General features: G+C 63.0%; 25 protein-coding genes and 1 riboswitch. Of the genes, 16 read left to right on the top strand and 9 right to left on the bottom strand.

Features of this window, described 5'->3' with window-relative positions; all coding sequences use genetic code 11:
- Positions 1-136 precede the first annotated feature (136 nt).
- The 7 genes from A3AI_RS0124725 to A3AI_RS0124755 all read left to right on the top strand — a co-directional run bounded on the left by A3AI_RS0124725 (position 137) and on the right by A3AI_RS0124755 (position 6213).
- The gene (locus A3AI_RS0124725) at positions 137-685 is read left to right on the top strand and encodes a lytic transglycosylase domain-containing protein (RefSeq protein WP_024518165.1); all 549 of its coding nucleotides are present in this window, start codon (positions 137-139) and stop codon (positions 683-685) included.
- A gap of 27 nt (positions 686-712) precedes the next feature.
- Positions 713-873: riboswitch (TPP riboswitch) on the top strand.
- Complete coding sequence (locus A3AI_RS0124730) at positions 871-1878, top strand: FAD-dependent oxidoreductase (protein ID WP_502685764.1); 1008 nt, start codon at positions 871-873, stop codon at positions 1876-1878. It overlaps the preceding riboswitch by 3 nt.
- Positions 1869-2066 (top strand): sulfur carrier protein ThiS, encoded by a 198-nt coding sequence (thiS, locus tag A3AI_RS0124735; protein ID WP_024518167.1) that lies wholly within the window; start codon positions 1869-1871, stop codon positions 2064-2066. The genes A3AI_RS0124730 and thiS overlap by 10 nt, the downstream gene beginning before the upstream one ends.
- Before the next feature lie 209 nt (positions 2067-2275).
- On the top strand, positions 2276-3058 hold the full coding sequence (locus tag A3AI_RS0124740; RefSeq protein WP_024518168.1) for a thiazole synthase: 783 nt from the start codon (positions 2276-2278) through the stop codon (positions 3056-3058).
- Positions 3045-3653, top strand: coding sequence for a thiamine phosphate synthase (locus tag A3AI_RS0124745; protein WP_024518169.1), 609 nt, complete (start codon positions 3045-3047; stop codon positions 3651-3653). The genes A3AI_RS0124740 and A3AI_RS0124745 overlap by 14 nt, the downstream gene beginning before the upstream one ends.
- Positions 3654-3799: 146 nt before the next feature.
- On the top strand, positions 3800-5698 hold the full coding sequence (gene thiC / locus A3AI_RS0124750; RefSeq protein ID WP_024518170.1) for a phosphomethylpyrimidine synthase ThiC: 1899 nt from the start codon (positions 3800-3802) through the stop codon (positions 5696-5698).
- Positions 5695-6213 carry a mismatch-specific DNA-glycosylase gene (locus tag A3AI_RS0124755; RefSeq protein ID WP_245286949.1) on the top strand — a complete coding sequence of 173 codons (519 nt, stop codon included), beginning with the start codon at positions 5695-5697 and terminating at the stop codon, positions 6211-6213. Before thiC ends, A3AI_RS0124755 begins: the two co-directional genes overlap by 4 nt.
- Before the next feature lie 91 nt (positions 6214-6304).
- Here the strand turns inward: A3AI_RS0124755 and A3AI_RS0124760 are convergent, their stop codons facing one another.
- Complete coding sequence (locus tag A3AI_RS0124760) at positions 6305-6736, bottom strand: lipid-binding SYLF domain-containing protein (protein WP_024518172.1); 432 nt, start codon at positions 6734-6736, stop codon at positions 6305-6307.
- Between the two features lie 204 nt (positions 6737-6940).
- Here A3AI_RS0124760 and A3AI_RS0124765 point away from each other — a divergent pair, with 204 nt between their 5' ends.
- Complete coding sequence (locus A3AI_RS0124765; protein WP_036049466.1) at positions 6941-7327, top strand: RidA family protein; 387 nt, start codon at positions 6941-6943, stop codon at positions 7325-7327.
- A 122-nt stretch (positions 7328-7449) separates the two neighbouring features.
- On the top strand, positions 7450-8142 hold the full coding sequence (locus tag A3AI_RS0124770) for a glutathione S-transferase C-terminal domain-containing protein (RefSeq protein WP_024518174.1): 693 nt from the start codon (positions 7450-7452) through the stop codon (positions 8140-8142).
- Between the two features lie 107 nt (positions 8143-8249).
- Here A3AI_RS0124770 and A3AI_RS0124775 read toward each other — a convergent pair whose 3' ends face one another.
- A complete protein-coding gene (locus tag A3AI_RS0124775; protein WP_024518175.1) occupies positions 8250-10448 on the bottom strand; it encodes a hybrid sensor histidine kinase/response regulator family protein in 2199 nt (732 codons plus the stop codon).
- A gap of 521 nt (positions 10449-10969) precedes the next feature.
- Positions 10970-11455, bottom strand: a complete 486-nt coding sequence (locus A3AI_RS0124780; RefSeq protein WP_024518176.1) for a hypothetical protein — start codon at positions 11453-11455, stop codon at positions 10970-10972.
- A 105-nt stretch (positions 11456-11560) separates the two neighbouring features.
- Here A3AI_RS0124780 and A3AI_RS0124785 point away from each other — a divergent pair, with 105 nt between their 5' ends.
- Positions 11561-12328, top strand: coding sequence for an SDR family NAD(P)-dependent oxidoreductase (locus A3AI_RS0124785; protein ID WP_024518177.1), 768 nt, complete (start codon positions 11561-11563; stop codon positions 12326-12328).
- On the opposite strand, the gene A3AI_RS0124790 is transcribed toward A3AI_RS0124785, so the two are convergent.
- On the bottom strand, positions 12282-12554 hold the full coding sequence (locus A3AI_RS0124790) for a hypothetical protein (protein ID WP_024518178.1): 273 nt from the start codon (positions 12552-12554) through the stop codon (positions 12282-12284). The two genes, A3AI_RS0124785 and A3AI_RS0124790, sit on opposite strands and share 47 nt — an antisense overlap.
- A gap of 157 nt (positions 12555-12711) precedes the next feature.
- Here A3AI_RS0124790 and A3AI_RS0124795 point away from each other — a divergent pair, with 157 nt between their 5' ends.
- The gene (locus tag A3AI_RS0124795; protein ID WP_024518179.1) at positions 12712-13248 is read left to right on the top strand and encodes a collagen-like protein; all 537 of its coding nucleotides are present in this window, start codon (positions 12712-12714) and stop codon (positions 13246-13248) included.
- Positions 13249-13340: 92 nt separating this feature from the next.
- Here the strand turns inward: A3AI_RS0124795 and A3AI_RS0124800 are convergent, their stop codons facing one another.
- The gene (locus A3AI_RS0124800; RefSeq protein ID WP_024518180.1) at positions 13341-13607 is read right to left on the bottom strand and encodes a DUF2277 domain-containing protein; all 267 of its coding nucleotides are present in this window, start codon (positions 13605-13607) and stop codon (positions 13341-13343) included.
- 153 nt (positions 13608-13760) lie between these two features.
- Between A3AI_RS0124800 and A3AI_RS0124805 the strand changes: the two genes are divergently transcribed.
- Positions 13761-14006: a DUF2188 domain-containing protein gene (locus A3AI_RS0124805; RefSeq protein WP_024518181.1), complete on the top strand. Its 246-nt coding sequence runs from the start codon at positions 13761-13763 to the stop codon at positions 14004-14006.
- Positions 14007-14085: 79 nt separating this feature from the next.
- Here A3AI_RS0124805 and A3AI_RS0124810 read toward each other — a convergent pair whose 3' ends face one another.
- A complete protein-coding gene (locus A3AI_RS0124810) occupies positions 14086-14766 on the bottom strand; it encodes an ArsR/SmtB family transcription factor (RefSeq protein WP_036049469.1) in 681 nt (226 codons plus the stop codon).
- 152 nt (positions 14767-14918) lie between these two features.
- Between A3AI_RS0124810 and A3AI_RS43390 the strand changes: the two genes are divergently transcribed.
- Both A3AI_RS43390 and A3AI_RS0124820 read left to right on the top strand, forming a co-directional pair.
- Positions 14919-15317, top strand: a complete 399-nt coding sequence (locus A3AI_RS43390; protein WP_036049472.1) for a nuclear transport factor 2 family protein — start codon at positions 14919-14921, stop codon at positions 15315-15317.
- A gap of 181 nt (positions 15318-15498) precedes the next feature.
- Positions 15499-16104 carry an MSMEG_1061 family FMN-dependent PPOX-type flavoprotein gene (locus A3AI_RS0124820; protein ID WP_024518183.1) on the top strand — a complete coding sequence of 202 codons (606 nt, stop codon included), beginning with the start codon at positions 15499-15501 and terminating at the stop codon, positions 16102-16104.
- Between the two features lie 92 nt (positions 16105-16196).
- Here A3AI_RS0124820 and bfr read toward each other — a convergent pair whose 3' ends face one another.
- Both bfr and A3AI_RS0124830 read right to left on the bottom strand, forming a co-directional pair.
- Entirely contained in the window at positions 16197-16685 is a 489-nt protein-coding gene (gene bfr / locus A3AI_RS0124825; protein ID WP_024518184.1) for a bacterioferritin, read from the bottom strand.
- Between the two features lie 143 nt (positions 16686-16828).
- On the bottom strand, positions 16829-17104 hold the full coding sequence (locus tag A3AI_RS0124830) for a (2Fe-2S)-binding protein (RefSeq protein ID WP_024518185.1): 276 nt from the start codon (positions 17102-17104) through the stop codon (positions 16829-16831).
- Between the two features lie 406 nt (positions 17105-17510).
- Here A3AI_RS0124830 and A3AI_RS0124835 point away from each other — a divergent pair, with 406 nt between their 5' ends.
- Both A3AI_RS0124835 and A3AI_RS0124840 read left to right on the top strand, forming a co-directional pair.
- Positions 17511-17828: a hypothetical protein gene (locus A3AI_RS0124835; protein ID WP_024518186.1), complete on the top strand. Its 318-nt coding sequence runs from the start codon at positions 17511-17513 to the stop codon at positions 17826-17828.
- Between the two features lie 337 nt (positions 17829-18165).
- The gene (locus A3AI_RS0124840) at positions 18166-18462 is read left to right on the top strand and encodes a hypothetical protein (protein WP_024518187.1); all 297 of its coding nucleotides are present in this window, start codon (positions 18166-18168) and stop codon (positions 18460-18462) included.
- Positions 18463-18613: 151 nt separating this feature from the next.
- Here the strand turns inward: A3AI_RS0124840 and A3AI_RS0124845 are convergent, their stop codons facing one another.
- Positions 18614-19840 carry a lytic murein transglycosylase gene (locus tag A3AI_RS0124845; RefSeq protein WP_024518188.1) on the bottom strand — a complete coding sequence of 409 codons (1227 nt, stop codon included), beginning with the start codon at positions 19838-19840 and terminating at the stop codon, positions 18614-18616.
- Between the last annotated feature and the right edge of the window lie 3 nt (positions 19841-19843).

Raw genomic sequence — 19843 nt, forward strand, 5'->3', positions numbered from 1 at the left:
GGCTATAATTATGGGTAAACCCGCTCTGCAGTTTTGCCGTAGGTCGCGCCCGATCCTGCCAGCTTTTGGCCACACTCGGCGATCAATGGCGGAACCTGGGTGTTCTAAAGGTTAACAGCGCAGGATATCACTGCCGATGAAACGCAAGCTCTCGCTGGCCGCGCTGGCCGTTGTCGCCGCTTTCGCCGCACCAGCGATGGCCCAGGCCGGCTCCGAATACGACGCGCTGATCGCGCAGCATGCCCAGGCCAACAATGTGCCGGAGGCGCTGGTGCATCGGGTGATCATCCGCGAGAGCCGCTACCAGCCGCAACTTGTCGGCCGTGGCGGCACCATCGGGCTGATGCAAATCAAGCTCGCAACCGCGCGCAGCATGGGTTACACCGGTGACGCTGCGGGCCTGCGCGATCCCAACACCAATCTGACCTATGCGGTGAAATACCTCGCCGGCGCCTACCGCGCCGCCAATGGCGACCACGCGCGAGCCATCCATTATTATGCGGCCGGGTATTACGAGGTCGCAAAGCGGCAGCGGCTGGCTTACGCGAGCGGCCAGGCATTCGACAATTTCGGCAATCCGCAACCGGCGCCGGAGCCTGCTGCACCGCGGCGTCGCAGCGCGCGACGCGCCATCGACGCTCGCGCCCAGGCGCCGTTGCAGCTGATTGATCTCAGGCAGCGTTGACAGGCCGGCACATCGGTCTACATTAGTGACTGTTCCGAGGGGAGCTCCGATGAGGAGCTGAGATACCGCACCCTTGAGGGCCTGATCCCAAGACCTTGATTTAAGGATGGGGCAGACCTGAAAGACCGCGGTGACCCTTTGAACCTGATCCGGGTCATGCCGGCGAAGGGACAGGGATGCACCAGTTGAGAAGACCGCGGACGGAATCGTCCGTTTCCATCATAGGCGCAGGCGTTGCAGGAGCCTGGCACGCGCTGTTGTTCGCGCAGGCCGGCCACGACGTCACGCTGCATGAGCGCAGCGATGCGAACCTGATGCTCTCCACCAGCCACTGGGCCGGCGGCATGCTCGCACCCTATTGCGAGAGCGAGGTCGCCGAGCCCCTCATCAGCCGGCTCGGCCTGCGCGCGCTCGATTTGTGGCGGCGCGAGCTGCCGGATACCCCGTTCAACGGCTCGCTGGTGGTAGCGCATCCGCGCGACCGCAACGATTTCGAGCGTTTTGCGCGATTGACCAGCGACCATCGGCGGCTCGATGCGGCCGGCATTACTGCGCTTGAGCCGTCGCTGGAAGGGCGGTTCCGCGAGGGGCTGTTCTTCGCGGCCGAAGGCCATGTCGAGCCACGGCGGGTGCTGCCGAAGCTGCATGAGCGCATCATCGCCGCTGGCGGCACCATCAAGTTCGACAGCGATGTCTCTGCCGACGACGTCGAGGGCCTCGTGATCGATTGCCGCGGGCTCGCCGCGCGTGACGATCAGCCGGAGCTGCGCGGCGTCAAGGGTGAGTTGATCCTGATCGAAACCAGTGAAGTAACGCTGTCGCGCCCGGTGCGGCTGATCCATCCGCGCTGGCCGCTTTACGTGATCCCGCGCGAGGATCATCTGTTCATGCTGGGGGCGACCTCGATCGAGGCGGAGGACACCGGCGTCAGCGTACGCTCGGCGCTGGAGCTGTTGAGCGCGGCCTACACCGTGCATCCGGCCTTTGCCGAAGCGCGCATCATCGAGTTCGGCTCGGGGCTGCGTCCCGCCTTCCCCGACAATCTGCCGCGCATCACCATCGCCCGCGACAATCGCATCGACGTGAACGGGCTCTATCGCCACGGCTTCCTGATCGCGCCGGCGCTGGCGGAACTGACGCTGGGCTATGTCCAGCGCGGACAGATCGACAATGAGGTGATGCGATGCGCGTGACGGTCAACGGCGAGAGCCGCGAGATCGCGGCCGACAGCATCACCACGCTCTTGAGCGAGCTCGAATATGAAGGCACGCATTTCGCGATCGCGCTGAATTACGACGTGGTGCCGAAAAGCCGCTGGACCGACACGACGCTCAAGAGCGGCGACGAGATCGAGATCATCACGCCGCGGCAGGGAGGGTGATGGGATGAGACGGCGACCGTCTTGCTCGTCATTCCGGGGCGATGCGAAGCATCGAACTACGATGTGCAATTGCACATCGGAGAATCTCGCGCCACGACCTCGAGATTCCGGATCGCTCCGCGTATCGCGGACCGTCCGGAATGACGGGAATGAAGGCGAGCGTGCGAAATCCGCTTCCAACGTTCCGACGAGCTGAGCGAGCTGATACAATGGTGAACTTCTACGGCAAATCCTTTTCCTCCCGCCTCCTGATCGGCAGCGCGCTGTACCCCTCGCCTGCGATCATGCAGAGCGCGATCCGCGCTTCGGGAGCGCAGATCGTCACGGTGTCGCTGCGACGCGAGGCTGCCGGTGGCAAGACGGGCGATGCGTTCTGGAAGCTGATCCGCGAGCTCGGCGTCACCGTGCTGCCGAACACCGCCGGCTGCCGCACCGTGCGCGAGGCGGTGACCACCGCAAAGCTCGCGCGCGAATTGTTCGGCACCAGCTGGATCAAGCTGGAGGTCATCGCCGACAACGACACGCTGCAGCCTGACGTGGTCGGCCTGGTCGAAGCCGCCGCCATCCTGATCAAGGATGGCTTCGAAGTGTTCCCCTATTGCACCGAGGACCTGTCGGTCGCGATGCGGCTGGTCGATGCCGGCTGCAGGGTCGTGATGCCCTGGGCCTCGCCGATCGGCAGCGCGAGGGGAATCACCAACCGCGATGCGTTGAAGCTGCTGCGCGACCGCCTGCCCGATATCACGCTGGTGGTCGACGCCGGCATCGGCGCCCCCTCGCACGCGGCGCAGGCGCTGGAGCTCGGCTATGACGCCGTGCTGCTCAACACCGCGATCGCCAAGGCCGAGGACCCCGTCGGCATGGCGAACGCCTTCCGCCTCGGCATCGAGGCAGGCCGCGCCGCCTTCGAGGCCGGGCTGATGAATGCGCGCGATTTCGCCTCTCCTTCCACTCCAGTCGTTGGGACCCCGTTCTGGCATGCCGTATCCTGACCGCTTCTACCCTGTCGTTGATAGCATCGCCTGGGTCGCAAGGCTGACCAGGCTTGGCGTCGGCACGATTCAGCTGCGCGCAAAGAATCTGAACGACGCTGATGCACTCGCGATCGTGCGCGAGGCGCTGGCGGTGACCAAGGGCACGCCGACGAAGCTCGTGGTGAACGATTACTGGCGCGCGGCGATCGAGGCGCGTGCGACGCATCTGCATCTCGGCCAGGAGGACCTCGCCGATGCCGACCTCAAGGCCATCCGCGACGCGGGTGTGACGCTCGGCGTCTCCACCCATGACGACGAGGAGCTCGCGACCGCGCTGCGCGCCAAGCCCGATTATGTCGCGCTGGGTCCGATCTTCTTCACCACGCTGAAGTCGATGCGCTTCGCGCCGCAAGGCATTCCGAAGATCACCGAGTGGAAGAAGCGGATCGGCAAGATCCCGCTGGTCGCGATCGGCGGCATCAAGCTCGAGCACGCCGCGGAGATCTTCGCCGCCGGCGCCGACTCCATCGCCGTGGTTTCCGACGTCACCCAGAACGCCGATCCCGATGCGCGCGTGCGTGCCTGGCTCGACGTGCAGAAGGAGGCGGCGTGATGATCAACTCTCACCGGCGTCATTCCGGGGGCACTCGCGACAGCGAGCGAATCCGGAGTCTCGCGCCACAACCTCGAGGTTCCGGATCAGACCGCCCGTGGCGGTCCGTCCGGAACGACGCCATTAAGAATTAAAAGGAGGATCTCATGAACATTCGCTCCAATCCCGACACCACCCTGCCCGCCGTGACCACGGGACCGCTGGCCTCCTCGCGCAAGATCTTTGCGACCCCCGACGCTGCGCCAGATCTGCGAGTGCCCTTGCGCGAGATCATCCTCTCCGAGGGCGCCGGCGAGCCGAACCTGCCGGTCTATGACACCTCCGGCCCCTATACCGATCCGCAGGCGACCATCGACGTCAACGCGGGCCTGCCGCGCAACCGCAAAGCCTGGGTGCTCGAGCGCGGCGGCGTCGAGGAATATCAGGGGCGTGTGATCAAGCCGGAAGACAACGGCAATGTCTCCGCCGAGAAGGCTGCGCGCGCCTTCTCCGCCTATCATAATCCGCTGCGCGGCCGCGACGGCCACAAGGTGACGCAGCTCGAATTCGCCCGCGCCGGCATCATCACCAAGGAGATGATCTACGTCGCCGAGCGCGAAAATCTCGGCCGCAAGACGCAGCTGGAGCGCGCCGAAGCCGCGCTTGCCGATGGCGAGAGCTTTGGCGCCGCGGTGCCGGCCTTCATCACGCCGGAATTCGTGCGCTCGGAAATCGCGCGCGGCCGCGCCATCATCCCCTCCAACATCAACCACGCCGAACTGGAGCCGATGATCATCGGCCGCAACTTCCTCACCAAGATCAATGCCAATATCGGCAACTCGGCGGTGACCTCGTCGGTCGAAGAAGAGGTCGACAAGATGGTATGGGCGATCCGCTGGGGCGCCGACACCGTGATGGACCTCTCCACTGGGCGCAACATCCACACCACCCGCGAATGGATCCTGCGCAACGCGCCGGTGCCGATCGGCACCGTGCCGATCTACCAGGCGCTGGAAAAATGCGACGGCGATCCGGTCAAGCTGACCTGGGAGCTCTACAAGGACACGCTGATCGAGCAGTGCGAACAGGGCGTCGACTATTTCACCATCCATGCCGGCGTGCGCCTGCCCTACATCCATCTCACCGCCAATCGCGTCACCGGCATCGTCTCGCGCGGCGGCTCGATCATGGCCAAGTGGTGCCTCGCGCATCACAAGGAGAGCTTCCTCTACACCCATTTTGATGAGATCTGCGACCTCATGCGCAAGTATGACGTCTCGTTCTCGCTCGGCGACGGTCTGCGCCCCGGCTCGATCGCGGATGCCAACGACCGCGCGCAGTTCGCCGAGCTGGAGACGCTGGGCGAACTCACGAAGATCGCCTGGGACAAGGGCTGCCAGGTCATGATCGAAGGCCCCGGCCATGTGCCGATGCATAAGATCAAGATCAACATGGACAAGCAGCTGAAAGAGTGCGGCGAGGCGCCGTTCTACACGCTGGGGCCGCTGACCACCGACATCGCGCCGGGCTATGACCACATCACCTCAGGCATCGGTGCGGCCATGATCGGCTGGTTCGGCTGCGCCATGCTCTGCTATGTCACGCCGAAGGAGCATCTCGGCCTGCCCGACCGCAACGACGTCAAGACCGGCGTCATCACCTACAAGATCGCCGCCCACGCCGCTGATCTCGGCAAGGGCCACCCCGCCGCACAACTGCGCGACGACGCGCTCTCCCGCGCACGCTTCGACTTCCGCTGGGTCGACCAGTTCAACCTCGGTCTCGACCCGGACACCGCCCGCCTCTTCCACGACGAGACGCTGCCGAAGGAAGCCCACAAGGTCGCCCATTTCTGCTCCATGTGCGGCCCGAAGTTCTGCTCCATGAAGATCACGCAGGATGTCCGCGATTATGCGGCGACGCTGAATGATCCGTCGGCGGTGGGGATGTCGATGAGCGGCACCATCGAGGACGGCATGGCGAAGATGAGCGAGAAGTTCAAGGAGATGGGATCGAACGTCTATCTCGATGCGGACAAGGTGAGGGAGAGCAATCGGGCGTTGTGAGCAGCGCAGCCAAACCGATAGAAAGACTTCCTGATCAACTTCAGGACAATCTTCGTTTGGTTTTCGTGGGCACGGCGGCTAGCCAAAGATCAGCCGCCGTGGGTCATTACTACGCGCATCCCGGCAATCGCTTTTGGAGAACAATTCATCAGGTAGGTCTGACGCCTCGATTGTATGAACCGCGTGAATTTCCATCCCTGCTGAATCTCGGTTTCGGCTTCACGGATCTCTGCAAAGCTGCTGCGGGTATGGACCACGAAATTGCCGATCATCCGATCGACATCGCTGGTTTCAAATCAAAGATTCAAAGGTTTCAACCCAGATCGATCGCATTCACCAGCAAAAAGGCTGCGAGCTTCTTTTATGAAAAGCCAACGAACGCGATAATTCTGGGGCGCCAGCGATCTCGCGAGAACTTCCCCGAAATATTCGTGTTGTCGTCGCCGTCCGGCGCGGCCTCTGGAAGCTGGACCATCGACCCGTGGAAAGAACTGGCGGATTGGATCAGATCGTAGAGTGAGCAAAGTGAAGCGTGCGCACCATCTCGAAACAATTTCCGGATGGTAGGCGCGGCGCTGGCGCGCCTTTGCCGACCCCGCTCCATCGCTACTTCATCGTAATCGCAAGCCCGCTCAAATCCGCATTCGCCATCAGCCCGACCTGCTGGCCCGATAATTCCAGCACGGCGCCCTTCTGGTTGGTCAGCACGATCGCGCGGGCACCCTCACCGACCGCCAGACCTGCGCCGGCCGCGCCATAGACGCCGGCGACGTCGGAAGGCGAGTTGATGTTGCTGACCCGGCCGCGCAGGATGGTCTTGGAGCCGCCGAAGACGAGGCCGTAGTCGAGCCCGCCGGTCGAGAGCGCGTAGCGGCGGCCGCGGAAATTTAGGACGCCATGGCCGCCGGAGCCGCCGATGATCCATCCCGCCTTGTAGATGACGAGCGACACGGTGCCCTCGTCGGCGCGGGCGGCGGAGAGGCCGGCGAAGGCGACAAGCGCAACCAGCGCGGCGCGGAGCAGGGATGGAATTCTCATAAGGTTCTCCTGGAATGACTGCTGAGATGGCGTGAGACAAAACGAATCGGTCCCGCTCAATCTAGACGAAGCTTTCGAGGGACAAAATCCATTCGCGACGCTGGCCTAAAGCGGATGAAAGGAGCAATATTGCGGCCGTGACCGCTGCCCCATCTGCGTTCGCGCCTCGCGGCGGTCCCCTCACCCTTAGCGCCAGAGGCCGTCATGTCGAAAATCCAGCACTTCCCGCCGCCGTCAAACATCAAAGCCCCGCCACTCTCTTTCGCCGCCCGCGTGGGCGATCTCCTGTTCGTCTCGGGCATTCCCGGCTTTGACGACAACGGGGCGCTGCCGGAAACATTCGAGGCGCAGTTCAGCAATGTCGTGAAAAACATCCGCCGCGTATTGGGCGAGGCCGGTGCCGATATCCGCGATCTCGTCAAGGTCAATGTGCTGCTGATCCGCGCGTCTGACGTGGCCGCCATGAACGCGCTCTATGCCGGCGCGTTTGGGCCTGCGCCTTATCCAGCGCGCACCACCTGCGTGGTGCACGCGCTCCCCGACCCGAGGATGCTGATCGAGATCGAGGCCGTGGCGTCGCTTGCGAAGTGAGGCGCCACGGATTGGGTAAAGCGAAGCCGACCGCTGTTTTTTGCGAGGGCGAAGATAGCAGAGTTCGCTTCCGCTCCATCCAGCCTGCACCGACTCCGTAATTTTTAGAAGGCGAAACGCAAATGCTCACGCTCTATTCCTATCCCCCGCTGTTCGGCGTGGCCGACAACAATGGCTACGGGCTGAAGGTGTTTGCCTTTCTCAAGCTCGCCGGCGTCCCGTTCACGCACGAGCATATTTTCGACGCCTCCAAGGCGCCGCGCGGCCAGCTGCCCTATATCGTCGACGGCAGCGACATCGTAGGCGACAGCGAAACCATCCTCTCTTTCATCACGCGGAAATATCGCCTGACTATCGACGCCGCACTGACGCCGGCCCAGCGCACCACCAACCTGCTCGTCACCCGCATGCTCGACGACCTCTATTGGGTGATGTCCTATTCGCGCTGGAAGGACGAGCGCTACTGGCCGCTGTTCCGCGACGCGCTGCTGCGCGAGCATCCGAGCCTGACCGAGGAAGGCCTCGCCAAGGCCAAGGCGTTCAATGCCGAGCGCTATTACTACCAGGGCATCGGCCGATATGAACCGGACGCCGCGATGACGCGCGGCCTCGCCGATCTCTCGGCGCTGGCCGAACTGATCCCTGCCGATGGCTATGTCCATGGCGCGTCACCCACCAGCATCGATGCCGCCATCTACGGCTTCATCGCCAACATCTATTATTACGATATCGACACGCCGCTGAAGCAATTCGTCACCGCGCACGACAATATCGTCCGACACTGCAGCGCCATTCACGCCGCGGTCAACGCGTAGCGCGCACTAAAGCGCGATGAGATTTGGTTGAATCGTCATCGCGCTTTAGGTCTTTGGTCGAGCATGATCTTTTCGGAAAACCGCTACACACTTTTCCGGATCATGCTTTAGCCTTCGTGGAGGATTGAGTGCAAGCGCACCGTCAATTCTGTCATGCGAAACGGTTTGTCGATAATCGGAAACTCGCCCACAGCTCGATGTCGTTCCAACACGTCTCCCGAGTAGCCCGAGCTGAGCAGAACGTTGATGTCCTTGTTCAGTCGCCTTGCTTCGCGGGCAAGCTCAATGCCGTTGATCCCGCTTGGCATCACGATGTCACTCAACAAGAGGTCGAATTCTTCGCTCTGGAGCATTCGAAGTGCTTCCGCGCCGTTCTGGGCGCAACGCACCTGATAGCCCGAGTTGCTTAGCATCGCCGACGTGAGGTGCAGAAGATCGTGATTGTCCTCGACAACCAGGATTCGCTCCGAACCGGCCGGCACCGCTTGGGGTTGGATGCATTCGATCTCCGCATCAGGCTCTTGCGTCACTTTGGGTAAGTAGAGAGTGACGGTGGTCCCCTTTTCCAGCGCGCTTTCGATGACAATGTGCCCCCCGGACTGACGGACAAAGCCGTAAACCATGCTCAGGCCGAGCCCGGTACCTTTGCCAACCTCCTTGGTGGTGAAGAAGGGCTCAAACACCCGAGCCCTAACCTCGGGGAGCATCCCGCAACCGGTGTCTCTGACGGACAGCGTGACGTACGATCCGGGCAAGCACCCCGCCGCGCCCCCTTCCTCCACAACGATGTTCCTCGTCTCGATCTCGAGTACGCCGCCATTCGGCATTGCGTCGCGCGCGTTCAGGGCCAGGTTGAGGAGCGCGGTCTCCAGCAGCGCCGGGTCGACATGGCACAGCCACAGTCCTTCATCGGTTTGCACCTTGACCTGGCACGCTTCCCCGACGGCGTTGCGAACGAGCCCCTGGAACTCCGACACAAGCTGGTTTGCATTGACCGGTATTGGGTTCAAAACCTGTCGTCGTGAGAATGCGAGAAGCTGCGCCGTCAGCTTTGCCCCCCGATCGACGGCACGCAGCGCGGCCGCAGCGAACTGCCGGGCTTTGGCAAAATTGCCGGCATCCTCGATGAGTTCGAGATTCGCGGAGACCACCGTGAGCAAGTTGTTGAAGTCGTGGGCGACACCACCGGTGAGCTGACCGACGCACTCCATCTTCTGGCTCTGATGGAACTGCTCCCTTGCTTCGGACAGTTCATGCTCACGGTGCTCCAGCGCGTCGGCCATGGAGTTGAACGCGTTGGCGACCCGCGCAATTTCCGAATTGCCCCGGATGTCCACACGGCGCGCAAATTCACCGAGCCGCCATTGGTTCGCAGCGTCAACCAACTTCCCAAAGGGGCGCTGGACGAATCGTTGGACGCCCCACGCCGTTAGGCTCAACACAATCAAAGTGCCCAGAGCGATCAACAACACGTCGCGCTGCGTGCGACGTTCGATCTTGGCGAAAGCCTGCGCCTTGTCGAGGCCGACGCTGACAAGTAGATCAACCTTCACGGCGGAGAAGCCGACGATTCTTCGCACGCCGTCAAAGTTGACCATGTCCGCTACAGTCCCGTTGTAGAGCGTCGGGTCTTTGCCTGCGAGCACTCTCTTGCCGGGGCACCGGGCGTCATCAGGGTAGCGAGCGAGGCATGTTCCGTTGCGGTCCGTGATGGCGAGTGCGGTTCCCGCCGGAACGCTCTTTTTCGCGATGTAGTCGTTCGCGATGTGGTCGGTCAGCCACTCGAGGCTGAGAGCTGCTACGACGACGCCACCCATGCGGCCATCGTCACCGTAGAATGGTAGCGCAAAGTGAACGGAGTTGCGACCGGTCGCCCGACCGATCTCAAACTCTCCGACTGTGAATTTGCCGGTTGTCAGAACACTGTTGAAGTAGGGCCGCCCGGTGATTGTAACTGGCTTGCGCTCTCCGCCTGATCTGCAGAAAAGGCTGCCGTTCATGTCGCTCACGAAAAACACGATGAACCCCGGATATCTTTCCTTGATCCTGGAAAGGTAAGCGTTGCATCCTTCGACGTCCTTCGCCTTTATCGCCGGAAGCTCGGAGAGCGCGATCAGGGCCTGATGAATACCCTGGACGATCTCCTCCTGGTCCGCTGCGGCGAGCTTGGCGAGGCCGAGCGCTTGGTCCCGCACTTCAACTTGGCGCATGAGGCGCAGGTCGACTTCATTGTATGCCTGTATCGCGATTGCAGGCAGCATGGCCACGGCAAGCAGCAGGAACAGCCGTGATAGCAGGCTATCCATTCAACCATTTCCTACGCGCGATCATCTGCATCAGACCGGACCATATCCATTCCGGGCCGTTGCATAAGCGTTCCCCCATCGGAAATGGCGTCACTGCGCTGGCAGCGCTTTTTCTTGACCGGCACCTGCTGTTGGAGCCGCTCGACGCCCGAGAGATCAATGAATGAGGCGGCTGCATTACAGCCCTGTTGCAGTTTGTCAGAAACGGTTGCGATTGTAGCCAAGCGACCGGAATCACGACGAAAAAAGCAAGCACGTGTAACGAGAAAAATCACATACCTTCACCGTCGTCCCGGCCAAGCCGCCCGGATGCCAACAGCCCGCGTGGTCGGTTGCAACCCGCAGACAGCCCCACAGATCTGACACTAAAGCCCAGGCCGCAACCTTATCGAACGCATGTTCCGCCGCCTCCGGGATTTCAGACGTATCGCGGCCGGCTACGACAAACGAGCCGACACCTCCTATCCGCCATCCTCTTGGTCGCCGCGTTCACTTGGTGGAGCAATTGCGTCCGGACCTAGCTAGTGCTTGTGGGCGCGGGGATGCATCAGCATGTCCTGCGCCGCGATCAGTTCGCGGAACGCCTCCTCGCTGCCGCCGGCGTCCGGATGCACCATCTTGGCGGCACGGCGGAACGCCTGGCGGATTTCGGGCACCGCAAGACTCTTGCCAAGTGGCAAATGCAGCATCTTGCGGGCGCGCTCTTCCGGCGTCAGCGGCTTCGGCCGCGCGCGGCGCATGCCGAAGCGCGGCGTGGCGAGTTGCTGCAGCACGTCGAACAGAATCAGGAACCGCCGCCTTGCGCCGGGCCTGACGCCGTGATCGTCGCTGCCTTGCGCTGCATTGCGCAGGATCGGGATCGCCTGCTTCGCCGCCTGCCGCAACACGGCATCCTCCGCATTGCCTGCGATCGCGGTCGCAAGCCGCGCCGCCTCCGGCCAGTCGATCTCGGTCGCCGACACCAGGCGTTCGACCGAGACCTTCCAATGTTTCAGTTGCTCGTTCATCCCGGCGGGGAGTGAACACGGAGAACGTATATACCCGGCCCTTGCAGCCGCTCGAATTTGAGTTAGCTTTTCAATAAAATTGAACGAATAAACGGAGGACACGCCATGCCGCTGCTTCAAAAACACCTCGCCGTCGTCACCGGCGCCGCGTCCGGCATCGGACAGGCGATCGCTGCGGGCTTTGCGCGGGAGGGCGCGCGGGTGGTGCTGCTCGATATCAACGAAGACGGCGCAGCGGAGGCCGCCGGGCAGATCCGCGAGACCGGCGGTACCGCTACAAGCTTTGCACTCGATGTGACGAGCCGCGAGGGTTGCAATGCGGTTGCGAAAAGGATCGCGGCCGAGGTCGGTCAGGTATCGATCCTCGTCAACAATGCCGGCATCAACCGCCGCAATGCCTTCACCGCCGAACGAGACGCCGTGATCAAGGACTGGCAGGACATCATGGCGATCAATCTGAACGGCGTGTTCAACGTGACGCACGCGTTCCTTGACCCCTTGCGCGGCAGCAAGGGACGCATCGTCAATATCGCCTCGATCCAGTCCTTCGTGCATGTGCGCACGCCGAACTCACCGGCCTACACCACCTCCAAGCATGGCGTGCTCGGCTTCACCCGTGCGCTCGCGGCGGATCTCGGCAGGTTTGGCGTGCGAGTGAACGCGATAGGCCCGGGGCTGATCGAGACGCCGCTGAATGCGCATGTGCGCGCCACCAATCCGCAGCTCGTGCAGACCTTCCTCGATCACACCCCGCTCGGGCGCGCGGGCAAGCCGGAGGACATTGTCGGGCCCGCGATCTTCCTCGCGTCCGATCTGTCGTCCTATGTCACGGGCTCGATCGTGATGGCCGATGGCGGCTACCGGGCGATATGATGCGGCCAAGCTTCGCGGCCGCCATTATGCAGAGCGCGATGGCGGCGACCCAGGAGCTCACAAGCTCGATGGCGCGCAGCGCAAAGGCGGTCAGCACTGCCCAGGACGACTGCGGCTCGTCGGCATAGCCAACCGGAACCACGTCCGGGACCAGGATGCGCGCTGCCACGAAAGCGAACGTGCCGGCGGCTGCCGCAAGCCAGACCACTTTCCAACCGCCGCTCATCGCTTCGCTCCATCAGCCGACTGCACTCAAGCAATACCGTCGTGCACGCGCCGTCGATTGATGTTGATCAATCCCGCCAGTGAGCGGCGCCGTAATTGCTGGGCAAAGCGCACGTCTGCTAAGAAGCCTCGTGAATCGCAGCACAAAGGAGCAGCGCGTGGCGGACGATTCAGGCCCCCGGCAAGGACGACAGGGACCGCTCGGTCCACGCGGCAAGCAAGGTGAGCCCGGCCGCCCCGGTCCGCAGGGCCATCCCGGTCGCCGCGGCCCCGATGGCGGGCGCGGCAAACCGGGACCGCCGGGCAAGGCGGGGGCGGCGGGCAAACCGGGGCCGCAAGGCCCGCGTGGCGAAGCCGGGCCACAGGGCAAGCCGGGTCAGCAAGGTCCTGCCGGCCCGCGCGGCGAAGCCGGACCGGCCGGCCAGCTGCCGTCGATCGACCAGGTGATGCCGTGGCTGCATCTGATCTTCGACGCCTACGAAGACTATCGCAAGCAACGCGAACAGGAGGCCGCCGAGCGCACGGCGCTGGAAGCGCAAGAACTCGAGGCAATGAAGGTGTTCGAGGACGAAGAGATCCCCGACGATCACGGTGACGACGCCGATGAATTCGGCGAGGGCAGGCGCAAGAAAGAAAAGAAGAAAAAGAAGAAGCACAAGGACAGGAAGAAAGACAGGAATGGGGACGAAGAGTAGGCGTCGTCATGCCCGACCTGTCCCGGGTGTCCGCCTACTGCGCCGCAAAGGACGTGGGCCGGGTCAAGCGCGGCCATGACGAGATGAGCGTATCAACCGAACCGCAGCCGCGAGCGCTCCTTCGCCTTTTCAGCCTCGATGGTGCGGTCGCGCGGCGGGGCTTGGGTGTGCAGCGACGTCAACAGCCGCCGCGCGGCGTCGCTCACCTCATCCACCGCGAGATCGAACGCGGCCTGGTTCGCCTGCGACGGCCGGCCGAAACCGGAGAGTTTGCGCACGAATTGCAGCGCGGAGGCGCGGATCTCGTCCTCCGTCGCCGGAGGCTCGAAATTAAACAGCGTCTTGATGTTGCGGCACATGCTTGACCTCCACTGCCCGTGAACGACGGCGCCTCGCGGCACTTGCTCAAGGACGATCGGACGAGCCAAAATCCTACATCGGAGCGCTGTTTTGGCCTAGAATGGCGGCATCAATTTCCGCAACGTGCCGGATCGAACAAGCGGGGTGTCTCGATGTCTCACGTCACCTATAGGATCGTCGAACATGACGGCGGCTGGGCCTACACCGTCGACGGCGTGTTCTCGGAAAGCTTCCCGAACCATGCCGCGGCGCTCGCCGCCGCCAAGCGTGCCGCGGCCGAGCAGCGCACGCCGGGACGCACCGAGGTGATCGAATATGAGACGCCCGACGGCAAGTGGCGCACGGAAACCGCCGAGGGCAGCGACCGCCCGGAGACCGAAGTCGACGACACACGATAACCCAAACCGGAAATCCTGGTTCACCTCTCCCGCAGGAGAGGTGACAACCCGGCGCCCGACCGAACTTTAAGTGCAATCGTCAGAACGGCACCTTGATGCCGAGCCGATCGAAGAAGGCGCGGCCCTTTCTCGTCAGCCGCAACGCTCGCGGCAGGCGGCTGCGCACCAGGCAGCGGTTGTCGACGAGATGTTTCAGCAGAGCGCTCGGAAACGGACCGGAGAGATGCGGCACGCGCTCCGTCCAGTCGTTGCAGAGACGGACATGCGGCGTGCGCGCCGGGTTGAACGCGATGCCCTCACCGCGGCACCAGGCAAGTCCCGCCGCGGTCACCTGCCCGGTGCGCGCCTCGAGCTTCACCAGCCCACGACGGATCAGCGCCTCCGCAAGCAAAACGCCGAGCGCGCCCGCCAGATGCTGGTAGCAGCTGCGCGACTGCCGCAACGGCTCGGGCGGCAAAGCACGCCGGTGCGCCTCGCGCGTGGCCAGATTGGCCAGGCTTTCGACCAGTGCGGCCATCTCGTCGTCGGCGATCCGATAGTAGCGAAACCGCCCCTGCGCCCACACCGCGAGCACCCGTGCGTCCACGAGCTTCTGCAAATGGGCGCTGGCGCTTTGCGGCGAGATGCCGGCGATTTCGGCGAGCTCGCCGGCCGGCAGCGCCCGCCCGTCGGCCAGCGCGCACACCATGGCCTCTCGCGCGGGGTCGCTCAGCGCCTGCGTGATCTTCGCAAACCCCGTTTGCACCGGCCGGTCAAGCATCCGATTTCGAGCTCCAGCGGTTGCCAAGGTTCCTGCTCCCAGCAGCACCATCATATCCCGCTTTGGCGGGAGTCATTTCAGAAATCGATGAAACGTCAACACCCCCCGCTTTGCGACCCTTGCAGGCATCGACCTCACAAAAGGAAACAGCCGTGCAAGACGTCGAACGCATCTACAAGCTCTGGGACGACGCGTTGGGAAAGAGGGACCTGGAAGCCTCGCTCGCGCTCTATGCCGAGGACGCCTCGATCGAGAGCCCGCTGGTTTGCCATCTCATGAAGACGCCGGAGGGCATCGTGCAAGGCAGGGAAAACCTGCGTGCTTTCATTACCCGCGTGTTCCAGACCAATCCGCCCCAGCGTAAGCGCTTCAAGAAGGGCTTCTTCAGCGACGGGCGGGTGCTGACCTGGGAATATCCGCGGCAGTCGCCGGAGGGCCATCAGATGGAGCTGGTGGAAGTCATGGAGATCGAGGACGGCCTGATCAGGCGCCACCGGGTCTACTGGGGCTGGTATGCGCTCAGCGTGCTCAGGGATGGCCATCACGGGTAACGGGTCCGCCATTCGTGCGAGCCTCTCGGATCGCCGCACGCACCGTGCTCATTGCGAGGAACGGAGCGACGAAGCAATGACGGCGTAAACCCTCAAGAGTTGTAGGGGCGGGCACGCAATCTACATGATGACTGGACTGTGACACGCTGCTAGCCTCCCGCAAAACCACCGGAGCACCACCTTGGCCGACGTCACCTCCGCCGACCTCACCGCGATCTATGCCAAACCGAGCCCGCGCGTCATCGCCAAGGCGCGGCCGTCGATCGATGCGCATGCGAAGAATTTCATCGCGATGTCGCCGTTCTGCGTGCTGGCCACCTCCGGCAAGGACGGCAGCGTCGATGCGTCTCCGCGCGGCGGCGGCGTGGGCTTTGTCCATGTCGAGGGACCGAACCTGCTGCTGATGCCGGACCGCGCCGGCAACAACCGCATCGACAGTTTCAAGAACATCGTCGAGGGCAGCGGCCTGCTGCAATTGATCTTCTTCGTGCCCGGCATCGATGAGACGCTGCGCGTCGGCGGCAAGGGCGCGGTGACGACCGACCCGAAGCTGCTGGAGGCGATGATCGAGTTCGGCAAGCCGCCGCGCGCGGTGCTACGCGTCGAGGTGAGCGAGGCCTATTTCCATTGCGGCAAGGCGCTGATGCGCTCGAAGCTGTGGTCGAGGGACGTGCAGGTCACGCGCGCGAGCTTCCCCAGCATCAGCGAGGTCATTCACGACCAAACCGCGCTCGGCGAGCCGGAAAGCCAGACCGTGGTGGAAGCGCGCTACAAGACGCAGCTCTGAATTTCGCGGAGCTTTTCTCGGCGGCGGATGCCCGGGCCTGACCCGGGCATCCGCATTTTTGGCACCGGAAGAAAGAGGTTAGAGTAGCCCCCTCAGTGCCCCTCGCCCTCGAGGCCGCCGACGTGCTTCTGGGTGTAGAGCTCAAGGCCGATGCGCTTGATCAGGTCGAGCTGGGTTTCGAGGAAGTCGATGTGGTGCTCCTCGTCGCTCATCAGCTTCTCGAACAAATCGCGCGTGACGTAGTCCTTGACGCCATGGCAGTAGGTCGCGGCTTCCTGGTAGAGCGCACGCGCGCTCATCTCGGCTGCGAGATCGCAGTCGATGATTTCCTTGACGTCCTGGCCGATCCGCAAGGGATCGAGCACCTGCATATTGGGGAAGCCGTCGAGAAACAGGATGCGGTCGGTCAGCTTGTCAGCGTGCTCCATCTCCTCGATGGACTCCTTGCGCCAGACCTTGGCCATCTCCAGCAGGCCCCAATTGTTCAGGAGGCGGTAATGCAGCCAGTACTGGTTGATGGCCGTGAGCTCATGACGCAGCGCCTTGTTGAGATATTCGATGACTTTTGCGTCGCCCTGCATGATGCACTCCGGGGGTTCTCGGTCGAAAATCGCGGCATGCGGCGAGGGCCGCAGCAGCTTAGAATTGTTCTAAACGGATTTGCGGCCAATACAAGCGTCCCGGCTGAGATCCGGAACCGGCGGCAGCATTCTGTTGGGGAATTTCAGGAGGCCGCGAGACCGAAATCGTCCCGGATATGATCGTGGACCTCATCGTTCGCAGCGGTGAGGTTGTGCGGGCAGCCAGCTTGGCAGGCCCGTGCGCACGAGCCGAGCGCCTCGTCGATAATGGTCTTGATGGTGCGCGCGCACCGTCCGCATTCCGCGCTGCAACCGAGGCAACCATAGATCTGCTTCGCATGGCGCACGACATCGTCAGCGCCGCTGACGGCGTTACGCACATCGTGATCAGTAATGACGTTGCAGGAACAGACGATCATGAAAACGCGGGACGACCTTTGGTGACGCACGATCTTGGATAGTGAAGCGGAGCGAGGGACGCAAAGGGAAAAACTCCGATTTGAAGTGATTCCAAACTGCGCCGACCCCGCAAATAACAGGCTGGAATCGATCTAAGCTTGCCCTGCTGTGGCAGGCCAAGCGCGGGTCAAAACGCCAGGTGCGAAAAGCGTCAATTGATACCGCCGCACACCGCTGCCCGCAGCCCTGCCGAGGTGGCGCAGAGTGCGACCTGGAGTCCATTTCCTTGTGCACCGCACAATTGTGGCTATGGTCATGATTTGTCGCCAAATGTGACCTATGCGTTCATTGAGCGTTCAAGCGCGATATGGAACTTTTGAATCCGACAAGTGGCCCTGGTGTCACTGAGTTCAGAAAGGTACGGCCATGAAGAAAACTTTGCTGGCACTTGCAGCCGTTGCCACGCTGGCTGTTTCGACCGCCTCCCCCGCGCTCGCCTGGCGCGGCGGTTGGGGTTGGGGCCCGGGCATCGCTGCGGGCGTCATCGGCGGTGCGATCGTTGGCGGTGCGATCGCCTCGAGCCCCTATTCCTACGGCCCCGGCTATGGCTATTACGGTCCCGGCTATGGCTATCCACCCGGCTATGCCTATGCCCCGGGCCCGGCCGGCCCCTGCTATTGGCAGCACCAGCGCTTCTGGGACGGCTTTGCCTGGCGGGTCCGCAACGTTCGCGTCTGCGGCTGACCGACAAATCCTGTTTGAAGCCTGTTAGCGGCGTCCCGAGCTTTGATGCGTTCGGGGCGCTGTTCGTCTAAAGCATGATCCGGAAAAGTGTGTATCGGTTTTCCGAAAAGATCATGCTCGACCAAAGACCTAAAGCGCGATGACGATTCAACCAAATCTCATCGCGCTTTAGTGGCCTGAAAAGCACCGCTTTTTCCGACCGCTCGGAAGGCCGTTTACCCGGCATTGACTGTTTTGGCGTTTTCTCAACGCCAACGGCGAGGTCCGGACACGGCGTAAGAGTTCACTTAATCCCGGCGCGGCCAAGCCGGCGCGCCACCTCCAGGAGAGCGAAGGAATGAAGAAGTCAGTTGCCGCCTTGGTCGCGGCTGCGACGATCACGGGATCGTTGGTTTCGGTCGCGCCGGCTGCGCGCGCCCATGACGGCGTTGGTGTCGGGATCGCGGCTGGCCTGCTTGGCGGCGCGATCGTGGGCGGTGCCATCGCGGCAAGCCGCCCTGCCCCTGTTTACGGGGAGCCGGTGTATGTCGGTGCGCCGCCGCCCCCGCCGCCCGGCTGCTACTGGCAGCGCCAGCGCGTTTGGGACGACTACTACGGCGTTTGGCGGGTCCACCCGGTGCAGGTCTGCTACTGAGCTAAAGCATGATCCGGAAAAGTGTGTGTTTTCCGAAAAGATCATGCTCAATCAAAGACCTAAAGCGCGATGACGATTCAACCAATCGCATCGCGCTTTAGCTGAGAGAATTTGCAAGAGCCCGGTCGAGATTTCGAGCGGGCTCTTTTCTTTAGTGCGCGGCGCTGATGGACTGCAGCACGGCCGCGCTCGGCCAGCAATCGACCTTGAGCCCCGCCGATTTCTGATAGGCGCCAAGCGCGGCGCGGGTCTGCATGCCGGCCTTGCCGTCGATCTTGTCCTTGTAGAACCCGATACGGGTGAGGCCGCGCTGCATGGCCTCGACGTCCTTGGTGCGCAGCTGTGTCGATGTCGACCATGGTGTGACGAAGGGCTGCGGGCTTTTCATGCGGTCGGCGAGATGGCCGACATAGAGCACATAGAGATCGGAGAAATTGTATTCCTTGATCACGAAGTAGTTCTTGGTGGTCAGGAAGGCCGGCCCATAGATGCCCTCGGGCTGCAACAGCGAGGCGGGCTGTGCCTGCTCGGACGCGCTGAGCTTCTCGCCACGCACGGGGACAAAACCTGCGCGCAGCCAGTCGCCGATCGGTTTGGTCACTTCCGGCACGCCTTGAGTGCAATCGACACTGCCCGGCGCGTTCACCTCATAGGCCCAGCGCAAGCCGCCCTGCCAGCCCTTATCGACGAGTTGCTTGGCGGCCGAAGCGAGCGCATCGGGCACCGAGTGCCAGATATCGATGCGGCCATCGCCGTCGAGGTCGACGCCATGCTGGTAGTATTCCGAAGGCAGGAACTGTGTGAGCCCGGTGGCGCCGGCCCAGGACGCGCGCATGTCCTTGCGGCCAACCGCGCCCTCGCCGAGAATCTTGAGCGCCAGGATGAACTCGTTGCGATAGGTGTCCTTGCGGCGGCCGACATAGGCCTGCGTCGCGAGCACGCGCACCTCGTCGTAAGGCAGCGTGTAGCGGCCGAAATCGGTCTCCCGGCCCCAGATGGCGAGCACGACGGTCGCAGGCACGCCGAAGCGGCCTTCGATCGCATCGAGCGAGGGGCGATATTGCTGCAAAAGCTTTTGGCCGTGCTCGGCCAGCCGCGCAATCGCGGGCTCCTTGATATAATCGGCGGGCACCTGCACGAACTCGGCCTGTGCCGGCGCACCGGTCGCGGGCCGCCCCGGCAGGATGAGGTCGGGCAGTTTGTAGTCGGGCTCGAGGCCCGCAGTCTCGCGATCAAAGGTCGCGCGCGAGACGCCGGCGGCTTCCGCCTCCGGCCAGAGCGAGGCGATGAATTGCGTAAAGGCAGCATCAGCGGCGCGCGCGGGAAACGATCCGCACAAGGAAACGATCGCTGCTGCGATGATCGCCGCGCGCCTCATCGA

This window comes from Bradyrhizobium sp. Tv2a-2 (genome assembly GCF_000472425.1).
Taxonomy (GTDB): Bacteria; Pseudomonadota; Alphaproteobacteria; order Rhizobiales; family Xanthobacteraceae; genus Bradyrhizobium.

Coding starts and splice junctions, on each gene's coding strand:
- A3AI_RS0124780 (WP_024518176.1), bottom strand. CDS start 11,455: ATGAACGAGCAACTGAAACATTGGAAGGTCTCGGTCGAACGCCTGGTG.
- A3AI_RS0124840 (WP_024518187.1), top strand. CDS start 18,166: ATGAAGAAGTCAGTTGCCGCCTTGGTCGCGGCTGCGACGATCACGGGA.
- A3AI_RS0124765 (WP_036049466.1), top strand. CDS start 6,941: ATGTCGAAAATCCAGCACTTCCCGCCGCCGTCAAACATCAAAGCCCCG.
- thiS (WP_024518167.1), top strand. CDS start 1,869: ATGCGCGTGACGGTCAACGGCGAGAGCCGCGAGATCGCGGCCGACAGC.
- A3AI_RS0124770 (WP_024518174.1), top strand. CDS start 7,450: ATGCTCACGCTCTATTCCTATCCCCCGCTGTTCGGCGTGGCCGACAAC.
- A3AI_RS0124805 (WP_024518181.1), top strand. CDS start 13,761: ATGTCTCACGTCACCTATAGGATCGTCGAACATGACGGCGGCTGGGCC.
- A3AI_RS0124740 (WP_024518168.1), top strand. CDS start 2,276: ATGGTGAACTTCTACGGCAAATCCTTTTCCTCCCGCCTCCTGATCGGC.
- A3AI_RS0124745 (WP_024518169.1), top strand. CDS start 3,045: ATGCCGTATCCTGACCGCTTCTACCCTGTCGTTGATAGCATCGCCTGG.
- A3AI_RS0124810 (WP_036049469.1), bottom strand. CDS start 14,766: ATGCTTGACCGGCCGGTGCAAACGGGGTTTGCGAAGATCACGCAGGCG.
- bfr (WP_024518184.1), bottom strand. CDS start 16,685: ATGCAGGGCGACGCAAAAGTCATCGAATATCTCAACAAGGCGCTGCGT.
- thiC (WP_024518170.1), top strand. CDS start 3,800: ATGAACATTCGCTCCAATCCCGACACCACCCTGCCCGCCGTGACCACG.
- A3AI_RS0124760 (WP_024518172.1), bottom strand. CDS start 6,736: ATGAGAATTCCATCCCTGCTCCGCGCCGCGCTGGTTGCGCTTGTCGCC.
- A3AI_RS0124800 (WP_024518180.1), bottom strand. CDS start 13,607: ATGTGCCGCAACATCAAGACGCTGTTTAATTTCGAGCCTCCGGCGACG.
- A3AI_RS0124775 (WP_024518175.1), bottom strand. CDS start 10,448: ATGGATAGCCTGCTATCACGGCTGTTCCTGCTGCTTGCCGTGGCCATG.
- A3AI_RS0124790 (WP_024518178.1), bottom strand. CDS start 12,554: ATGAGCGGCGGTTGGAAAGTGGTCTGGCTTGCGGCAGCCGCCGGCACG.
- A3AI_RS0124725 (WP_024518165.1), top strand. CDS start 137: ATGAAACGCAAGCTCTCGCTGGCCGCGCTGGCCGTTGTCGCCGCTTTC.
- A3AI_RS0124845 (WP_024518188.1), bottom strand. CDS start 19,840: ATGAGGCGCGCGGCGATCATCGCAGCAGCGATCGTTTCCTTGTGCGGA.
- A3AI_RS0124835 (WP_024518186.1), top strand. CDS start 17,511: ATGAAGAAAACTTTGCTGGCACTTGCAGCCGTTGCCACGCTGGCTGTT.
- A3AI_RS0124830 (WP_024518185.1), bottom strand. CDS start 17,104: ATGATCGTCTGTTCCTGCAACGTCATTACTGATCACGATGTGCGTAAC.
- A3AI_RS0124785 (WP_024518177.1), top strand. CDS start 11,561: ATGCCGCTGCTTCAAAAACACCTCGCCGTCGTCACCGGCGCCGCGTCC.